General features: G+C 58.8%; 11 protein-coding genes and 2 tRNA genes. 10 read left to right on the forward strand and 3 right to left on the reverse strand.

Features of this window, described 5'->3' with window-relative positions; all coding sequences use genetic code 11:
* Positions 1-58 precede the first annotated feature (58 nt).
* The 6 genes from HWX74_RS03755 (at position 59) to HWX74_RS03780 (ending at position 11,545) form a co-directional block, all read left to right on the forward strand.
* Entirely contained in the window at positions 59-1,078 is a 1,020-nt protein-coding gene (locus HWX74_RS03755; RefSeq protein ID WP_176012269.1) for a LacI family DNA-binding transcriptional regulator, read from the forward strand.
* Between the two features lie 68 nt (positions 1,079-1,146).
* The gene (locus HWX74_RS03760) at positions 1,147-2,388 is read left to right on the forward strand and encodes a hypothetical protein (RefSeq protein ID WP_176012270.1); all 1,242 of its coding nucleotides are present in this window, start codon (positions 1,147-1,149) and stop codon (positions 2,386-2,388) included.
* The gene (locus HWX74_RS03765; RefSeq protein ID WP_176012271.1) at positions 2,385-3,083 is read left to right on the forward strand and encodes a type II secretion system protein; all 699 of its coding nucleotides are present in this window, start codon (positions 2,385-2,387) and stop codon (positions 3,081-3,083) included. The genes HWX74_RS03760 and HWX74_RS03765 overlap by 4 nt, the downstream gene beginning before the upstream one ends.
* Before the next feature lie 30 nt (positions 3,084-3,113).
* The gene (locus tag HWX74_RS03770) at positions 3,114-6,308 is read left to right on the forward strand and encodes a hypothetical protein (RefSeq protein WP_176012272.1); all 3,195 of its coding nucleotides are present in this window, start codon (positions 3,114-3,116) and stop codon (positions 6,306-6,308) included.
* 68 nt (positions 6,309-6,376) lie between these two features.
* Positions 6,377-9,556, forward strand: a complete 3,180-nt coding sequence (locus tag HWX74_RS03775; RefSeq protein WP_176012273.1) for a hypothetical protein — start codon at positions 6,377-6,379, stop codon at positions 9,554-9,556.
* 3 nt (positions 9,557-9,559) lie between these two features.
* Positions 9,560-11,545: a sodium:solute symporter gene (locus HWX74_RS03780; protein ID WP_176012274.1), complete on the forward strand. Its 1,986-nt coding sequence runs from the start codon at positions 9,560-9,562 to the stop codon at positions 11,543-11,545.
* Between the two features lie 87 nt (positions 11,546-11,632).
* Here HWX74_RS03780 and HWX74_RS03785 read toward each other — a convergent pair whose 3' ends face one another.
* From HWX74_RS03785 to HWX74_RS03795, 3 genes are all read right to left on the reverse strand, one after another.
* On the reverse strand, positions 11,633-12,784 hold the full coding sequence (locus HWX74_RS03785; RefSeq protein WP_176012275.1) for a radical SAM protein: 1,152 nt from the start codon (positions 12,782-12,784) through the stop codon (positions 11,633-11,635).
* 539 nt (positions 12,785-13,323) lie between these two features.
* Positions 13,324-13,399: transfer RNA gene (locus tag HWX74_RS03790), tRNA-Glu, on the reverse strand.
* 38 nt (positions 13,400-13,437) lie between these two features.
* A tRNA-Glu gene (locus tag HWX74_RS03795) sits at positions 13,438-13,513 on the reverse strand.
* A 413-nt stretch (positions 13,514-13,926) separates the two neighbouring features.
* Between HWX74_RS03795 and HWX74_RS03800 the strand changes: the two genes are divergently transcribed.
* The 4 genes from HWX74_RS03800 (at position 13,927) to HWX74_RS03815 (ending at position 19,324) form a co-directional block, all read left to right on the forward strand.
* On the forward strand, positions 13,927-14,400 hold the full coding sequence (locus tag HWX74_RS03800; RefSeq protein ID WP_176012276.1) for a MarR family winged helix-turn-helix transcriptional regulator: 474 nt from the start codon (positions 13,927-13,929) through the stop codon (positions 14,398-14,400).
* A 135-nt stretch (positions 14,401-14,535) separates the two neighbouring features.
* A complete protein-coding gene (locus HWX74_RS03805) occupies positions 14,536-15,045 on the forward strand; it encodes a MarR family winged helix-turn-helix transcriptional regulator (RefSeq protein ID WP_176012277.1) in 510 nt (169 codons plus the stop codon).
* A complete protein-coding gene (locus tag HWX74_RS03810; protein WP_176012278.1) occupies positions 15,042-16,184 on the forward strand; it encodes an efflux RND transporter periplasmic adaptor subunit in 1,143 nt (380 codons plus the stop codon). Before HWX74_RS03805 ends, HWX74_RS03810 begins: the two co-directional genes overlap by 4 nt.
* Before the next feature lie 11 nt (positions 16,185-16,195).
* Positions 16,196-19,324 carry an efflux RND transporter permease subunit gene (locus HWX74_RS03815; protein WP_176012279.1) on the forward strand — a complete coding sequence of 1,043 codons (3,129 nt, stop codon included), beginning with the start codon at positions 16,196-16,198 and terminating at the stop codon, positions 19,322-19,324.
* The last annotated feature ends 114 nt before the right edge of the window (positions 19,325-19,438 follow it).

The raw sequence follows: 19,438 nt of genomic DNA on the forward strand, positions 1-19,438 counted from the left end.
GCGCTCTATTAAGAGTTCCACGAATCGGGCAATTGAACAATAATAAATTGGAATTCAAATGGTTACCATGTCAGACATCGCCAAAGCCGTCGGCGTCAGCCGTTCGACGGTGTCCTTTGCTCTGAGCGACAAAAAATATTCCAATGTTCAAATTCCGGAAAATACCCGGCAGCGCATCCGCGAAACCGCCGTCAAAATGGGATTTCAGCGCAATGTGCATGCCGAATACCTCAGCCGCGGCCAGACGCCGACCATCGGCGTCTTCCTGCCGAACATCAACGACCGGCTGATCGCCGACCTGGTCATCGGCCTGTCCCGGAAAATCGCCAACAGCGGTTTTCCGCTCGAATTTCACTTCGATTTGAGCGCCACGCCGGAACGCTGCGTCACCGACGCCTACTCCGCCTACAGCAAATTCATCGAAAAAGCGCTGCGCGAACATCGCTGCGGGCTGATCACCTATCGCTATTTCTATTACGATCCGCAAATTGTCAAATTGATCGAGGAGTTCCAGAAACAAGGCGGCAAGATGCTGATGATCAATTCATTCGGCCACTTCCCGGAGGTACCGAGCGTCTGCATCGACGACGCCCGGGGAGGCGAGCTGGCGGCACGTCACCTGCTGGAAAAGAATTGCGATCACTTCATCTACTGCGATCCGACCGATGAACCGCGCAGCGCCGGCTTCATCGAAGCGCTGAGCACTGCCGGCCGGCGGCGGCAATTGAAGATCTTCGAGCAGCGCGATTATACCGCGGCGGTATTGACCTACCTGCTTTCGCTGCCTCGTTCGGCGCGTCCCGGCATCTTCATGCCGAGCGACGTCGACGCCATCCGTTTCCTCTCCGCCGCCCGCGAACGCGGTTTGGAAGTGCGCAAGGACTTCCTGCTGATCGGCTATGACGGCCAGTTGCTGACCGACATGCTGGCGACGCCGTTGAGCACCATCTTCCAACCATTCCTGGAGCTGGGGGAAAAGGCGGCGGAAACGATATTGCAATTGATTGAAGGAAAAAGTGTTAAAAACAGCCTGATCGAGCCGTACCTCATCGAGCGGGACAGCAGTCGGCCGTTGTAAAGTTTTTTTTCGCATTTTAATAACGCGCTCTATTAAAAAAGTTTCAGTCATTTCAACCAAGGTGAAGCATGAGTAAAACAGAAGCCATTCAACCAGCGCTTGAGGCCAATTTCCGGTGGTTCGAACGCTCCGGCATCATGGATCCGCCGGACGGCAGTTGGGGTGTCGCCGAACGCATCCTGCTGACCAGAAACAACACGGCGCTCAGCAAGACGCTGCAGGAATTTCCGGCCCGGCGCAATTTCGGCGATTATCTGGCCATCGAGCACCGCCGCCCGGACTGCAATTTCCAGACGGCGCTGGCCTACGCGCTCGACGGCGTTTTCGGCGATCATCCGGAACGCCTGAAAACCGCCGAGGAGCTGCTGACGTTTCTCTACTGCCGGACCGCGGCGCGCAACACCCATTCGCCGGCCTTCCCGTACGGCACCTGGCGCTGGTCGGACGACCGTTGGAACGTGCCGGTCTGGTACGACGACAACTCCTGGTGCACGTTGATCCCCATTCTGCTGGCCAACCTGGTGCCGGAATGGGATGAGAAATTCCAACTGAAGGAAAGCGCCGCCGTCACCGCCCATGAACTCTACCGGGCAATGATTCTGGCCGAAGACCGGTTCGGCAATTTCGCCCGGGCGGAATTCGTCCCGTTGTGGAACGGCTTCCCGCAGAAACCGCATTTCGGTTCGCTGGCCTGCATGGCGCTGGCCGCGGTAATGCTGCAGAACCCGCGCGACGATTACCGGCACTTGATCGAGAGTTACCACCGTTTCCTCGAACGCGACTACGGCGGCCTGAACACCAGCGAATGCTCTTACGCGCTGATCGGCGCAACCCTGAGCGCCGCCGCCGGCTGCGATACGCTGGATTTCGCCCGCCGCACCGCCAGAATGCTGCTGGGCCACGTCGTCGAAGCGACCGGCAATCTGCCGAGCGAGAACGGCCGGGAAGCGCCGGTCGGCAAACATCTGGTCGATTTGATCTACACATTCAACTGGGCGGTGCTGGGCTTCCAGATGCTCCAGACGCTCGAACCGGCGCCGGAGTATCAGCAGTTTCTCGACCGTTCCGTCGCTTTGCTGCTGGAAATTCAGGACCATACCGATTGTCCCGGCCTCAACGGCTGCTGGCGCGGCATGTTCGATCTTGAACAGCGCGCCTACGGCGGCGGCGACTGCTACGAAGGGGGAGCCAACAGCATCTATTCCGGCTGGACCAACGCGCCACTGAATTGCTTTTTGAATTTGTATCGGCAAAATAGTTCGTTTGTTTCCCTGGCTAACAAAACTTTATTCCAAGGAGTAAAAAAATGAAAAAGAGAAGATTCACACTTATCGAACTGCTGGTTGTCATCGCCATCATCGCCATCCTGGCCAGCATGCTGCTGCCGGCGCTCACCAAGGCCAAAGACGCCGCCATGACCATCAAGTGCGTCAACAACCTCAAACAGCTCGGCCTGGCCGAAATCATGTACGCCGGCGACAACAACAGTTACTACACGCCGTGCCTGGCGCCGAACGCCGCCGAATTCTGGTCCGGCATCCTGGCGGAAGGCGGTTACGTCTCCAAGGGCAGCGACGTGCTGTGGTGCCCGAACTGGGGCAGCGGCCCGCACGACAAAGGCCGGATCGACAATGACTTCTATGCCGGCTACAGTCCGGCGATGCTCTACAGTACCGAAAACAGCGGCCAATGGTACGACGGCGGTTTCTATTACCAGCCGATCAATGACGCGCTGGTCGCCAAAGCCGGCGCCTCCACGTTGAACATGCTCGCCGAAGGCAAGCCCGGCGGCACCGGCGACGTAGCCGGTTCGTTCGCCCATGAATACACCGTATTGATGATGCATGCGCCGGTCTATGAGCAGAATGTCCTCGACGGCATGCGCCACAAGAGCGGCAAGGGCTTCAATCTCGCGTTCTACGACGGCCACGTCGAAACCGTCACGCAGGGGCAGTTCCAGGCCTGGAATGACGACAACTGGTGGAACTGCCGCGTCAACAAGTAACTGAACCATCTTCCAGTGGAGTAACCTTTCATGAATCTCCTTCGTACCTCCTGCCTGGTGACCCTGAGCTGTCTGGCGCTGCGGCTGGCGGCGGCCGATCCCGTCGCCGCAACCGTCCTGCTCTGCGGCCCGCCAGATCAGATCGACGAATTCAAACGCGTTTACGATCACTGCGGCGTCAAGGTCCACAGCCTGAACGATCCGCTCCGGCTGGCGGAATTGCCCCTTGAGCAATTCAACGCCGTGACGGTCTGCTTCGACAACCTGGCGCAGTTGACAGCGCTGCCGGCCACGGCCGGCGAGGCGCTGAAAACTTATCTGGCCGGCGGCGGCACCGTCTATCTGGAAAGTTGCGGCAACTTTCAACTGCCCGGCTGGGAATTCGGCAGTGAAAGCCTGCTGATGAAGGATGAGCGGCTGCTGGTCACCACCGATGAATGGAGCCGGAACGGCTTGCCCCCGGACACTCTGCTGGAAGAGCAGAATTCCTACCGGCAGCCGGTCGCCTGCCCCGGCGGCGATCGGCTGCTGACCTACGGCCTGTGGCTCGGCACCGGCAAATTGTATCCGATCGAGATCAAGGATTATTATGAAATCAAACTGACGCTGCCGGAACCGGCGGCAATCAAAACGATCACTCAGTATTACGGCGGGCTGCAGCCGAATTACACGCCGGACAAAGTGGAACTGTTCCTCGGCAACAGATCGGAGGCGCAACGTTCCATCGGCGTGGTCGACAACGCCGACTTCGTCGACAACCAGTTGGTCTTCACGCTGCCGGAGCCGGTCGAAGCTCAAGTTGTCACCTTTCGCATCACCAAGCACCGGAAATCGGCGGCCACCGACTTCCTGGTGCTCAATTCGCTGCAAATCCTCGACGCCGACGGCAACAACCTTTCCGAAGGGCTGCCTTATGAATTCATCGTCCGCGGCACTTCGCAAGGCACCCACTACGGCACATTGACCCGCAGCAAATACCCGGATTCCTACGGTGTCGAACGGGATTATTTGCTCAGCGCCGGTCCGGCCAACCACCTCAACGAAATGGTGGCGCCCGGCCTGATCCGCGCCGCCGTCGGCAAAGGCACGCTCTATTACGCAGCGACGCCGCTGAGCCGTTTCCGGCTCGATCACTACCGGCTGACCTCGCAATGGGAAACCCTGTTCGAAGCACTCGGCTGTCAACTGCTTGGCCCGGCATTGCAGAAGCAGGCGGAAGCGAAATTCCTGCCGATGACGGCCCGCACCCGGCCGCGCCGCTGGACGCGGCCCGGCGAGACGATCACACTGCTAATCGACGCTCCGGCCTCTGCCGCCGTCACCATCGACGCTCCGTGGCAATTCACCGAACAAGCGCCGCGCGACGACGGCACCAGGGTGTTCACCGCCGCGGCAGCGGAAGCCGGCGACGGCCTTATCCGGGTCAAGGCAGCCGACGGCGGGAGCTGGCGGATGCGGGAACTGCCCTATTCAGTGGCCAGCCGCGCCGCTTATTACCGGCGGGTGCTCGACCGCAATATGCAGTGGTATCTCCAAGCCGGCGTCCTGCCGGCTCCGGACGGCAGCGAAGGAATCGACAACACCATTGAAATCGGCGCCTTCCGCGGCGGAGACGCCGAATACATCGGCGCCCAGCGGATCGACACCCAACTATTTTCCGCCAAAGCATTTTACCTGTATTATCTGTTGAACGGCGACCCAAGCTGGCGCGACCGGGCGCTGACGCTGGCCGACCGGGTGCTGAAGTTGCAGAATCTCGACCCCCGATCGGCCACCTACGGCGTCTGGCCGTGGCTGGTCGAGAACAACGACGGCTTTTATCCGCAGGACGACCACACCCGGATCATCGAAACCTACATTTTCCTTTTCGGCCAGACCGGCAATCGCGATTATCTGGCCGCCGCTTTACGGGCGATCGAACTGATCAACGACCTGGCCGGCGAGGACGGCAGCGTAGCCTGCTGGTGCACCTTTCCGGACCTGATCGAGCAGATCGGCCGCACCGGCATCCGGGAAATTTATGAAACCAACTGCGTCTACTGGAGCCTTTACCGGCTGGACGCCGGTTATCGCGGCACCGCCGATCCGCTCTACCTGAACCACCTGGACACGCTGCTGCGCTGTTACCTGCCCTATCCCGGCCCGGGCTGGGAGAACCTGGGCACAATGGGTCTGGCGGTCGCCGCCAAATACGCGAACCGCCTGACGCCGGAATTGCAGCAGGAGCTGCAGAACCGCATCCGGGCGCTCTGCCTGCCCTATCTGACCGATCCGGACGTCCAGGAGTACGGTTCCTTCCGCCAGAGTCACGACCTGGCCGGCGGCGATCTCGACCGGGTGTTCTACAACGATTCGACGATGCACACGCTGGCCGGCGAACCGATCTCCGATCTGCTGTATTCGGTCAGCAGCGAAGCCTACTGGCTGCTGGCGCTGCTGCGCAACGCCGACACTCCGGAGCTGCGGCAGGCAACGTTGAGCGTACTCGACTACCTGGCCGGCATCCAGTGCGAAGACGCCGATCCGCGCCTCGACGGCTGCTGGATGCGCGGTTACGATTTCGAGCACGACGAATACTACGGCACCCGCTACGATCCGAATTACGGCGCCTATCACGCCTACGTCGGCTGGACCAACACCCGGATCGCCGCGGCGCTGGCCTGCTATCTGCTGGATTTGAATCCGCTGGCCGATTACTGCGACAAACCGGACGCCGAGGCGGCGCTGCTGGACGACATTCGGAAAACCGGGCAATTCACCTACTTCCGGGAAAAAAATGAGCTGGCCGGCGTGCAATTCCACTGCGCAGCGCCGCCGACGCTCGGTTCCGCCACGGTCGCCACACTGACCGACGGCGTCATTGAAGGGGTCGTTTCCGATCAGTTATCCGCCGGCTGGCAATTGAATCCGGCCACAACCGAACAGACGCTGACGCTGGAATGCGACCTGCCCGAACAACCGGAAGCCAATTATTTCAGCATCCGGCTCGGCGGCCTGGAGCAGCGTTATATGGCGCAACTGGTCAAACTGTTCATCGACGATCGACTGGTGCTGGAAAAACCGCTGCGCGCCAACAACGGCTCCAACCAGTTCCGGTTGCCCGAAACAGTCAAAGCCGGCAAACTCAGGATTGAGCTGTTGAAAAATGATGTATCGCCGGACAACGACCGGCTCTATATCGGTGAAATCCGGCTGCTGAAAGCCGGCAAACCGGATACCGAATAACGATGGCAAAAGCCGGGCAACCGGCTCCTTTTCCCTGTCAAACAAATCACAAAACCGTGGAATCGACGATGAATCTCCTCCCAATCGCCGGATTGCTGTTCGCCGGCTGCCTGCCCTGGCAGTCGGCGGCCGCCGAAGCGCTGCTCTGTGGCCCGGCCGGACAAACGGCTGAATTCAAACAGCTTTACGACCACTGCGGGGTCGCAACCCACAGCGTGGCCGATCCGCACCAATTGGCGGAATTGCCGCTCGATCACTTCGACGCCATCGCAGTCTGTTTCGACAACCCGGGCCGGCTCTCGCCGCTTCCCGCCGCCAGCGCCGAAGCGTTACAGAATTACCTGGCCGGCGGCGGCACACTATATCTGGAAAGCTGCAGCGGTTTCAGTTTGCCGGGCTGGTCGTTCGGGACCGACAGCATGCTGATGAAAGACGAACGGCTGCAAGTCACCGGCGACACCTGGAGCCAGGCCGGCCTGCCGCCGGAGACCCTGCTGGAAGAGCAGAACTCCTACTGCCAGCGCGTTGACAGCCCGGACGGCGACATTTTGCTGACCTATGGCGTCTGGCTCGGGACCGATACGCTTTTTACGCCGGAGCAGCAGGATCAGTATGAAATCAGATTGGCTTTGCCGGAACCGGCCGCCATCAAGACGATCACCCAGTATTACGGCGGACTGCAAGCCAATTACACCCCGGATACCATCGAAATCCGGTTGGGCGATTCGCCGGAATCCCAGCATGCCGTGGCAACAGTCGCCAAGGCCGATCTGGTCGACAATCAAATGATTTTCACACTGCCGACACCGGAAACCGCCCAATACGTCACCCTGTGCATCAATAAATACCGGGACTCCCTGCAAACCGACTTCCTGATTCTCAATTCCCTGCAAATCCTGGACGCCGGCGGCAACAATGTGGCGCTGCATCTGCCTTACGAATTTTTCATTCGCGGCGTCTCCCAGGGCATTCATCCCGGCGTCCTGACCCGCGGCCTGCCACCGCAATCCTATGAGATTGAGCGGGACTACCTGTTGAGCGCCGGTCCCCGCGCCGACCTCAACCGGGCGGTGATGCCCGGCTTGATTCGAGCCGGAGTCGGTCAAGGGACCCTCTATTACGCCGCCACCCCGTTGAGCCGTTTCCGGCTCGACCACTACCGGCTGACCTCGCAGTGGGAAACCCTGTTCGAAGCGCTCGGCAGCCAACTGCTCGGCCCGGAGTTACAGGCTGAAGCGGCCGCGAAATTCCTGCCGATGACGGCCCGCACCCGGCCGCGCCGCTGGACCCGACCCGGTGAAACAATCACCTTGCTGGTCGACGCCCCCGCCGAGGCCGCCGTCAGCATCGAAGCGCCGTGGCACTTTACCGAGCAAAACCCGCGCGACGACGGCACCAGAGTGTTCACCGCGACCGCGGCAGCAGCCGGCGACGGCGTCATTCAGGTCAAGGCGGTCGCCGGCGAAGGCTGGCGCAGCCGGGAATTGCCCTATACGGTAGCCAGCCGCAAAGATTATTACCGCCGGGTGCTCGACCGCAATATGCAGTGGTATCTCCAGGCCGGCGTCCTGCCGCAGCCGGACGGCAGCGCGGGAATCGACAACACCATTGAAATCGGCGCCTTCCGCGGCGGTGAGGCCGAGTACATCACCGCCCAGCGGGTCGACACGCAATTGTTTGCCGCCAAGGCGTTCTATCTGTATTATCTATTGAGCGGCGACGAAAGCTGGCGCGACCGGGCGCTGGCGCTGGCCGACCGGGTGTTGAAGTTGCAGAACCTCGATCCGCAGTCGGCCACCTACGGCGCCTGGCCGTGGTGGATTGCCGGCAATGACGGCATTTTTCCGCAAGACGACCACAGCCGGATCATCGAAGCCTATCTCTTTCTGTACGGCCAGACCGGCCGCCATGACTATCTGGCCGCCACCTTGCGGGCGATCGAAATGATCAACGACACCGCCGGTGAAGACGGCAGCGTCAGTTGGTGGTGTGCGTTCCCGTCGATGATCGCCGACCGCGGCCGCACCGGAATGCGGGAGCTTTATGACACCAACTGCGTTTATTGGAGCCTCTACCGGCTGGATACCGGTTACCGGGGTACTGCCGACGCCGTTTACCGGCGCCAACTGGATACCCTGCTCCGCTGTTATATTCCTTTCCGGGGGCCCGGCTGGGAACTGCTCAATACGATGGGACTGGCGGTGGCGGCCAAATATGCGGACCGGCTGGAGCCGGCCTTGCGGCAGGAACTGCAAAACCGGCTCGACAGCCTCTGCGCCCCCTACCTGACCGATCCGGAGCTCCGGGAATCCGGCGCCCGGCGCCAGCCCGCCACCCTGTCCGACGGCGATCTGGACCGGGTTTACCTCGGGGACTCCGGCATTCATACCCGGGCCGGCGAACCGATCGCCGATCTGCTGTACACGACCAGCCATGAAACCTACTGGCTGCTGGCGCTGATGTGCAACACCGCTGACCCGGTCGCTGAAAAAGCCGCGTTACAGCAGCTCGACTTCATCGCCGGCATCCAGTGCGAAGACGCCGACCCGCGCCTCGACGGCTGCTGGATGCGCGGTTACGATTTCGAACACGACGAATATTACGGCACCCGGTACGATCCCAGCTACGGCGCTTATCATGCCTATGTCGGCTGGACCAACACCCGGCTGGCCGCCGCATTGGCGTATTATCTGCTCGACCTGAACCCGCTGGCCGATTACTGCCGCGAACCGGGCCGTGAAGCCGAGTTGCTCGCGGCAATCCGGCGGCAGGGAAATTTCAATTACTACCGGGAACACAATGAACTGGCCGGCTGCCGGTTCCGCTGCGAAACACCGCCGACGCTCGGCTCCGCCAGTCCGGCCACCCTGACCGACGGCGTCATCGAAGGCATCGCCGCCGACAACTTATCCGCCGGCTGGCAATTGCCGCCGACGCCGGCCGAACAGACCGTGGTGCTGGCGTGCAGCCTGCCGGCCGCGCCGGAAGTCAACTACTTCGCGATCCGGCTCGGCGGCCTGGACCGGCGCTATATGGCGCAACAGGTCAAGCTTTTCATCAACGATGAACCGGTTTTGACAAAACCGCTGTGGGCCGGCAACGGCTCCAACCGCTTCCGGCTGCCCGGAACAGTCAAGGCGCGAACGGTCCGGATTGAACTGTTGAAAAACGACGTATCATCCGACAACAACCGGCTTTACATCGGTGAAATACAACTCATGAAAGTCGGCGGAACCGACGGGGAATAATCTATGCATTGGATCGACTGGAGCATCGTCATCGGCATGCTGGTTCTGCTGCTTGTCATCGCCGTTTACTGCAAACGCTATGTGCGGAGCGTCGCCGATTTCCTGGCGGCCGACCGGCTGGCCGGCCGCTATCTGCTGACCGTCTCGGTCGGCTTCGGCGGCGCCATCAGCATCATTTCCTGGTGGGAGATGTACTACCAGGCCGGTTTCACCTCCTCCTGGTGGGGGATGATCAACCTGCCGATCGGCATGTTCCTGGCGTTGACCGGCTTTATCGTCTACCGCTTCCGCCAGACCCGGGCCTTGACGCTGGCGCAATTTTTCGAAATGCGCTACAGCCGCCGCTTCCGTTATTACTCCGGCATCCTCTGCTGGGTTTCCGGGGTGCTCAACTACGGTATTTTCCCGGCGATCACCGCCAAGTTCATCGTCGTCTTTTTCCAGTTTCCGACCGCCATCCAGCTCGGGCCGCTGTCGATCGCCACCGTCCAATTGATCATGCTGGCTTATCTGGCGCTGGCGGTTTACATCGCCGTTTCCGGCGGCCAGATCACCATCATGATCACCGATTTCATCCAGGGCTCGATCCTGCTGCTCGCCTTCGTCGCCTTGATGGCCTATCTGCTGCACGTCTTTTCCTGGGAAAGCATCGTCACCGGTTTGTCCGCCGCGCCGCCGGGCCAGTCGAAAATCAATCCGTTCGACAGCGGCGGCGAGGAAAATTTCAACCTCTGGTTCTTCCTGATCGGCGCGTTCAGCCTGATCTACAACGCCCGCTCCTGGCAGGGCGCCAGCGGTTACAATTCGGCGCCGCGCACTCCGCACGAAGCCCAGATGGCCGGCATCATCGGCACCTGGCGGAATTTCGTTTCCGGGCTGTGCTTCATGCTGATTCCGATCATCGCCTACGCGGTGCTGAACGGTTCCGGTTATCTGGAACTGGCCGCCAACATCAACGCCGAATTGACCACCCTCGATCCGCAGAGCCAGATCCAGATGACCGTGCCGATCTTCCTGCGTCACACGCTGCCGCCCGGCCTGCTCGGTATCGTCGGCGCCATCATCCTGGCCTGTGCGATCAGTTGCGACGACACCTTTCTGCACTCCTGGGGCTCCATTCTGATCCAGGACGTCATCCTGCCGCTGCGCGACAAACCGATCACCCCGGAAAAACGGCTGCGGCTGATCCGGCTCTCCATCGTCGGCGTCGCTTTGTTCGCCTTCGTCTTCAGCAGTTTCTTTGAACTGAAAAACTACATTCTGATGTATTTCGCGCTGACCGGCGCCATCTACCTCGGCGGCGCCGGCGTCGTCATCATCGGCGGTCTCTACTGGAAATACGGCACTACCGCCGCCGCTTTCACGGCGCTGACCGTCGGCACCGTCCTCGGCTTCGGCGGCATCGTCATCGAACAGCTCTGGCAGCCGATCGCCGTCAATCTGCTGAAATGCTTTCCTGATTCCGCCTGGCTGCTCAGCCATCAGGAACACTTCCCAATCAACGGCCAGTATGTTTATTTTTTCGCGATGCTCACCGCCACGATCAGTTATATCGTCATTTCGCTGGCCGGGCAACGCCGCAGCTTCAACATGGACAAACTGCTGCACCGCGGCGCTTATGCGGTCAGCGGAGACGTCGTCCACGGCGACGAACCGGAAACGGTCCGCCCGGGCCGGATGGCGAAACTGTTCAAGCTGCTCGGCCTGACCGAGGAGTTCACCCGCTTCGAACGCTTTCTCTTTTATGCGACGCTGGTCTGGACGCTCGCCTGGTGGCTGCTGTTCCTGGCCGGCTGCCTGGTGCGCTGTTTCCACGACATTGCCGATGCGAGCTGGAGCCGTTTCTGGTGGCTGCAAACAATGTTGAGCTTCGGGCTGGGGTCAGTCTGCTCGATCTGGATTTTCTGCGGCGGGCTGCGCGATTCGCTCCAGTTGTTCCGTGACCTCAAACACCGGAAAATCGACCGGACCGACGACGGCAGCGTGTAAGAAGAAATCCATGCCGTTTCATCCTCAATGTTGTCAGTTGACAGCTTCGTGCCATGCGAAGGCAACAATCTATGAGATCGCCTGGCGTTACGGCATTTCTCCGGCCTGAGTCCGGTCCGCCGGCAATTCAAGCAATTGCTCGATATCCGGCAGGTAAGGCAGGTAATTCCGCAAACAATAGGTGTTGGGCGGCCGGTCGAAATCAGCCGGGTCGGCAGTACAACTGCCGGAGCAGAACGCCAGGAACGGACAGTCGCGGCAAGGCCGGAACCGCCGCAGTTCGACCGACGACCGTTCACGCAACTGCCGCCAGACCGGGCTGTGCCGCCATAATACGGCGATATCGTCACGCAGCGCGTCGCCGGTCACCAGGTGCATCAGCGCCGTACACGGCGCGATCTTGCCGTCGGCCCGGATGACCATCCGGGTAAAATACGCCTGGCAGCTTCCCAGCGATCCGCCGGCGCCCCGGCCGGAATCGGCCGACCGGCATTTCCAATCGCCATAAATTCTGCGCCAGGACCGCAGGATTTCTCCGCAATTGCCGCCGAACCGCACCCGGTACCGCCGGGCGGCCGCGTCGATTTCGCGCAGTGCCGCCACCTGCTGCGCCGGAGTCAACTGCAGTCGCCGCAGGGTATCCCGCGCTCCGGGAACTGTTCCCAGCAACGAAAATTCCAGCGACGCTGCCGGAATGAACTCCAGCAGGTGTTCCATCGTTTCAGCCAGGCAGCTGCAATTATGCGGCCCGACCGTACAGCGTACCGCACAGGGAATCCGATGGCGGCGCAACAATGCCAGCGCCCGCACCGTCTGTTGGTAAGCACCGATGCCGCGCATGGCGTCATTGCACGCTTCCGGCCCGTCCAGCGACAGATGAACCTGTTCGCAACGGCCGGAAACGGCCAAAGCCGCCACGATTTCTTCGGTCAGCAACACGCCGTTGGTGGTCAGCACGAACCGCCAGCGGCCGTCCCCCACCCGCCGGAGAATTTCGGCAAACCCCTCGTGCAGCAGCGGTTCACCGCCGGTCAGGATCAGTTTGGCCACCTTCAGGCCGGCCAATTTATCCAGGATGGCAAGCCATTGACCGGTATCCAGTTCATACGCGGTTTTGCCCGGCCCCTGACTGTAATAGCAATACCGGCAAGCGAGATTGCAGCGGTTGACCAAATTCAGGTAAGCGATCAACGGCGTCCGCAACTTCAATGATTTATCCGGAACTTCCCGCGAAGCCACTGTATTCCCCTCCCCCGCACCGGCTCGCCGACCGGATGATCCGCTATTTTATACCACTGGCCAGCCAACTAAAATCACTTCTAAAAATCAGTTGGATCAGCAGCACAAATCATCGAATCTCCATGCAATATCTGCGCCCACGGCTGAAATTGTTCCAGTTCCGGTTTCTGGTAGACAATTTTTTCTTCCATCGCGACGGCATCCTCCCAATTGTTTCAAAATATTTTAAGCTAACATTCAAAAACAGGAAAACATCAAAAAGAAGCTTAATATCATTAAAACAAATAAAATAGCGAAATAATTCAAAATAAATTTTTCTTATTTCACTTAAAAATATCACCAAAATACGACAATGCCAAGTGGAGTAAAAAAATTATGGTGAAAAATTTTAATTGATAAGGTGGAGCAGCGCCGTCAATTTCCGGCCCGGGCAGTAAAGACGCTACATGCACGGCAAGTCACCCGGGAATACTCCGGACGGAATAAAACGACCGTAAAACGGTCTTGCAGGGAACAGTGGAATTTCAACCATGTGGAAATGGCATCCCCACGGGGATTCGAACCCCGGTTGCCGGGATGAAAACCCGGTGTCCTAGGCCTCTAGACGATAGGGACATACCGAAACGACAACGATTTCTTTCCGACCAAAAAAATGGCATCCCCACGGGGATTCGAACCCCGGTTGCCGGGATGAAAACCCGGTGTCCTAGGCCTCTAGACGATAGGGACGTCAGAAAGATTGGTTTTACAATACAGGAAAAAGATGAAATGTCAAATCGAAAGCCGAAGATTTTGACAGAAAGCCGGCAGCGGCCCGGTTGCGCCTGAAAAGAATTCCGGAACTGCAAAGCATCCATCTCTCCCAAAAAACACCGACCAATTGCTTTACAGTCCCGGAATTAAAAATTCCCTCTCTCTGGATCATTTTCACCTAATATGACGAGCCGGCGAATGTTTTTCTTGGCCGTTATTCAAGAAAAAATACTTTTTTTTCGAAAAACGGCAAATCCCGATGCTTTTTTCTTCGCCGTCTTTGACCGGTATTTCGGGAAACCGGCGGATTCAACCTTGTAAAAAAGCCATCCCCATGTTATATTCTTCAACGGCGAAATCATGGGGAAAATTCATAGGCGGAACGAGAGATGGCAGTACAGACTCGAAAAGCCGCACAACCGTTGTGGCAGGTGATTTTCTTTCTGGCGGACGGCCTGCGCGAATCGGCGTCGGAAGTTTTGAAGGACGATCCGCGCGGCATGTTGAATCAGATGACGGTAAATCAGGTTCGAATTATCGTCAAGCTGGGGCATTTGCTCAAGCAGCATCCGGAAGGCGTCAGTTTGAAACTGCTGGCCGCCAATTTGAAATTGAGTCCGGCCGCCACCTCTGAGATGGTTGACAGTTTGGTTCGCAAAGGTTGGCTGTCGCGGGAAGTGAACAGTGCAGATCGGCGTTCGATCGCCATCAAACTTTCTCCGTGCACCGAGAACACCCTGTTGTTGCGCAATCACTTTTTTGACCGGGTTACCGATGAGTTTCTGGCCGGTGTTCCGCCGGAAAAGCTGGCGCTGCTTCAGGAGCTCCTGGAGGATTTCCTGGCCAGAATCAGCCCGCGCTGATGCTCCCACCTTCCCCGTTCGGCGGGAAAGTGTCCTTTTTTCCGGGAATATTGCTTGCAAATATTTACGCATACTATATATTATGGTTTCCCTAACTATAATAAAACAAAGCAAGCTTTATTGAAGGATAACAAAATGGCCGCTCATCCGAGTCCCAACAGTTTATGGCAACTGTTGTTCACTCTGACCGACCGGTTGCGAGAGCTCGAGAACGGCGAATGCAGTCCGAAATTTCTGGAGGAAACATTCAGCTTGACGATCAACCAAACCCGGGTGATTCGCATGGTAAAAGAGCTCCAGGAAGCCCGGTTCGGCGAAATCACGCTGAAAATCTTATCGGAACATTTGAAAATCACCGCTGCAGCCGCATCGGAGATGGTTGAAAATTTAGTACAGAAAGGAGTTTTGAAACGAACTCCCAGCAGCAATGACCGCCGGGCGATTTCATTGGCCCTGTCCGATGAAGCGCAGGATTTCATCCGCCGCCGTCAAAACGGGTTCGACAGTGTGACCGCGGATTTTTTAAACAGCAACGGCAAGGAGGAAAACTTGCAGTTGTTCAACTTATTGGAAAAATTCAACAAACAACTGAGCCGGCTCCAGCCGGACTCGAAGTCGAATAGCAAGGAAGCCAAAGAAAAATGATGAAACGAGCGAATCTTGTGCAATTAACTCTCGCCGGACTGGTATTGGGCGCCGGTTCCCTCCAGGCGGCAGACAAAGCAACGGAAAAAACGCCGGCGGCGCAGTCGCAGGAAATACCGGCGGTAACCGTCTCAGAGGTCACCGAACTGGACCGGACGGAGCCGAAACGTTACGTCGGCGTCATCCGGGCAATCGAAGAAGTCTCCATCCCGGCCCGTATTTCCGGCTGGATTGAAAAAATCAATTTCACCGAAGGCAGCATGGTCAAAAAAGGCGATCTGCTGTTCGAGCTGGAAGATACCACCTATCAGGCCAACGTTTTGTCGGCCAAAGCGATTCTCGCCCAGGCCGAAGCGGAATTCGATTACGCCCAGAGCGAATTCGACCGGAAATCCGGACTGTATGAAAAAAACGCCGTCGCCAAAACCGAACAGGAAAATGCCTCCCGGCTGGTGAAATCGACCAAAGCGAAAATCGAAGAGGCCAAGGCGGCCTTGATACAGGCCGAAAACGAGTTGTCCTACACCAAGATCTATGCGCCGATCACCGGCCGGATCGGCAAGCGCACCTATAGCGAAGGCAATTACGTGACGCCGCAGAGCGCGGAACTGGCCGACATCGTCCAGATCGATCCGATCCACGTCAGTTTCTCGATCAGTGAACGTGATTTCCTGGACAGCTTCAACAAAGCCCAGGCCAGCACCACCGAATCGGTCATCACCATCGTGCCGGCCAACCACGAAGAATTCAAAGGCGACATCAAAATCGATTTCATCGACAACCGGGTCGACAAGGCGACCGGGACGATCACCATCTACCTGGAATGCACCAATCCGGACGAGCGGCTGGTGCCCGGCGGTTTCGTCACCGTGAAGCTGGCGGATAAATTCGCCGAGCCGGTTCCGGCGATCAACGTCACCGCCGTCATGACCGACCAGAAGAGCAATTACGTTTACGTCGTCGACGCCGACAATATCGTCGAACGCCGCGACATCAAACTGGGTAATGTCGTCGAAGGCATGCAACTGGTCACTTCCGGTTTGAAAGTGGGCGAGCAAGTCGTCATCGACGGCGTCCACAAGGCTGCTCCCGGCAGCAAGGTCAATCCGGTTCCGGTGGCCCAGCCGACTCAACAGTAAGGTGAAATAAGATGATTTCAAAAGTTTTCATCGACCGGCCGAAATTCGCCATCGTCATCTCGGTGGTGATGGTGCTGGCCGGAACGATCTGCCTCTTTAAAATGCCGGTGGCGGAATACCCGGAAGTCGCCCCGCCGACCATCGTGGTCAACGCCAGCTATCCCGGCGCCAGCGCGCAGGTCATCGCCGACACGGTGGCCGCGCCGATCGAATCGGAGATCAACGGCGTCGAAGATTTGATCTATTACTCGTCGCAGTCGGACAACTCCGGGAACTATTCGCTGTCGATCACCTTCAAATCGGGCATCGACAGCGACATGGCCCAGGTGAATGTGCAGAATGCCATTCAGCGGGCGGAGCCGTCGCTGCCGCAGGAGGTCAAGGCGCTCGGCGTCAACGTCTACAAGCGTTCCGGCGACATCCTCGGCATGCTGGCTTTCACCAGCGAAAACGGCAAACTCTCCAAGCTCTTCATGAGCAATTACGTCAGTATGAACGTCAAAGACGCCCTCGCCCGTATCGACGGCGTCAGCCAGGCGGTCATCTGGGGCGAACTCAACTACAGTATGCGCCTCTGGCTGGACCCGCTGCGGATGACGGCGCTCGGCGTCACCCATGAGGATGTCAAAAACGCGATCAGCACGCAGAATATCCAGGCGGCGGCCGGCGCGGTCGGCACCGAAGAGAGCAGCGAGTTCATGCAGTACAAGCTCAACGCCGAAGGACGTTTGAAGGAGGTCGGCGACTTTGAGCAGATCATCGTCAAATCCGGCAGCGACGGCCGGCAGATCCGTTTGAGCGACATCGCCCGCATCGAGCTGGGCGCCGAAACCTATAACGGCACCAACTATTTCAACGGCGAACCCTGCGTCATGATGGCGCTGTTCCGCAACAACGATGCCAACGCGGTGGCGGTCATCGACAACATCAAGTCCGAAATGGCCAAGCTCGCCCAGAATTTTCCGGAGGGGCTCTCCTGGCATCTCGGCTACGACTCGACCGAATTCGTCCGGATCACGATGGAGGAAATCGTCGTCACGCTGATCCTGACCTTCGTGCTGGTCGTGGCGATCACCTACATCTTCCTGCAGGACTGGCGCGCCACGCTGATTCCGTCGATCACCATCCCGGTTTCGCTGCTCGGCACGTTCATCTTCCTCTATCCGATGGGTTTCAGCGCCAACGTGCTGACGATGTTCGCCCTGATCCTGGTCATCGGTTCGGTGGTCGACGACGCCATCGTCGTCGTCGAGAACTGCATGCGACTGATCGAAGAAGAACACCTGTCGCCTTACGAGGCGGCGGTCAAGGGCATGGGCCAGATCACCGGCGCGGTCATCGCGACGACATTGGTGATCCTGGCGATCTACGCGCCGGTCGCTTTCTACGGCGGCATGGTCGGCACTATTTACAAGCAGTTCGCCGTCACGATGTGTATCGCCCTGGTGCTGTCGTCGGTCAACGCCCTGACATTGAGTCCGGCCCTGTGCGCCATCGTGCTGCGTCCGCAGAAGCAGGCCCGCGGACCGTTCAAATGGTTCAACATCGGGCTGAATTTTTCGCGGGACGGTTACGTGTCGCTCTCCGGCATTCTGGTGCGCCGCGGCCTGTTGACGGCCATCCTGTTCGCCGGCGTGCTCTACCTGAATTATCATCTGTTCAACAAAGTGCCGACCTCCTTCCTGCCAGACGAGGACAAAGGCGCCATCTTCTGCGATGTGCAACTGGCGCCGGGCTCCACGCTGTACCGGACCGGCCAGGCGCTCGGTAAAATTTCCGGCATCATCCGCGGCATCGACGGCGTCAAGGACATGCTGGTCATCTCCGGCCACAGCATGACCGCCGGCAGCGGTGAAAATGTCGGCATGGTCATCGTCGTCCTGAAGGACTGGAGCGAACGGAAAACGCCGGAGCTGCAGGTCAAATACATCCAGCAGCAGATCATGCAGAAGTGCGCGACCATTCCGGAAGCCAACGTCCGGGCCTTCCTGCCGCCGGCTATCATCGGGCTGGGCGCCACCGGCGGCGTCAGCTTTGCGCTGCAGGCCACCGGCGACCAAACGCCGCAGGAACTGGCGCAGGCGGTGCGCAGTCTGATCGGCCAGATCATGGCCACCGGCAAGGCGGTTTACGCCACCAGTTCGTTCGAAGCCAATACGCCGCAGTTGGAGCTGGTGATCGACCGGGCCAAAGCGGAAGCGCTGAACATTCCGGTCAGCCGGATTTTCGGCACCCTGCAGAGTCAGCTGGCGGCTTATTACATCAACGATTTCAACCTGAACGGTTATACCTTTCAGGTCAAGATGCAGGCGGACAGCGATTACCGCAAAAACATCAACATGATCGAACAGTTGAACGTCCAGACCGATGCCGGCCAGATGGTGCCGTTGAGCACCATCGCCCAATTGAAATGGATCACCGGCCCGCGCCAGATCGAACGTTTCAACCAGTTTTCGTCGGCCAGCATGAACACGCAGAGCCTGCCGTCGGTCAGTTCCGGCGAAATGATGAATACAGTCCAGCAACTGGTCAACGACACCCTGCCGAAGGATTACCAGATCAGCTGGACCGACATGAGCTACCAGGAGCAGAACAATCAGGGGCAGATCATCTACCTGATGGCGCTGGCGCTGATCTTCGGCTATCTCTTCCTGGTCGCGCAATACGAAAGCTGGACCGTGCCGATTTCGGTAATTCTGTCGGTCGCGGTGGCGACGCTCGGCGCCATGGTGGCGCTGCTGGTCACCGATATGCCGTTGAGCATCTACTGCCAGCTCGGCTTGATCATGCTGATCGGCCTGGCCAGCAAGAATGCGATCCTGATGGTGGAATTCTCCAAACAGGAACGGGAAGCCGGCCGGACCATCGAAGAGGCGGCGCTGAACGGCGCCCGCACCCGGTTCCGGGCGGTGATGATGACCGCGCTCTCGTTCGTCATCGGCGTGTTCCCGATGGTGATCGCCAGCGGCGCCGGTGCCGGCAGCCGGCGGGCGATCGGCGTGACGACTTTCTGGGGCATGGTCGCGGCCACCGCAGTCGGCATCTTCTTCATCCCGGCGTTGTACGCGTTCTTCCAGCGCGGCCGGGAAGCGCTGCAGCGGCTGCGCGGCACGCATCCGGACGGCAAAACGCAGCGGTAGCTGCCGGGAAAAACGGCAAACGGTCTTTGCCGTGGTCATTGAAATATCCGATTCCAACGATTATAGTGTGGAATCGGATATTTTTTTTCAACCGCAATTGGCAACAATTCCGGT

It is taken from the genome of Victivallis sp. Marseille-Q1083 (assembly GCF_903645315.1).
Lineage (GTDB): Bacteria > Verrucomicrobiota > Lentisphaeria > Victivallales > Victivallaceae > UMGS1518.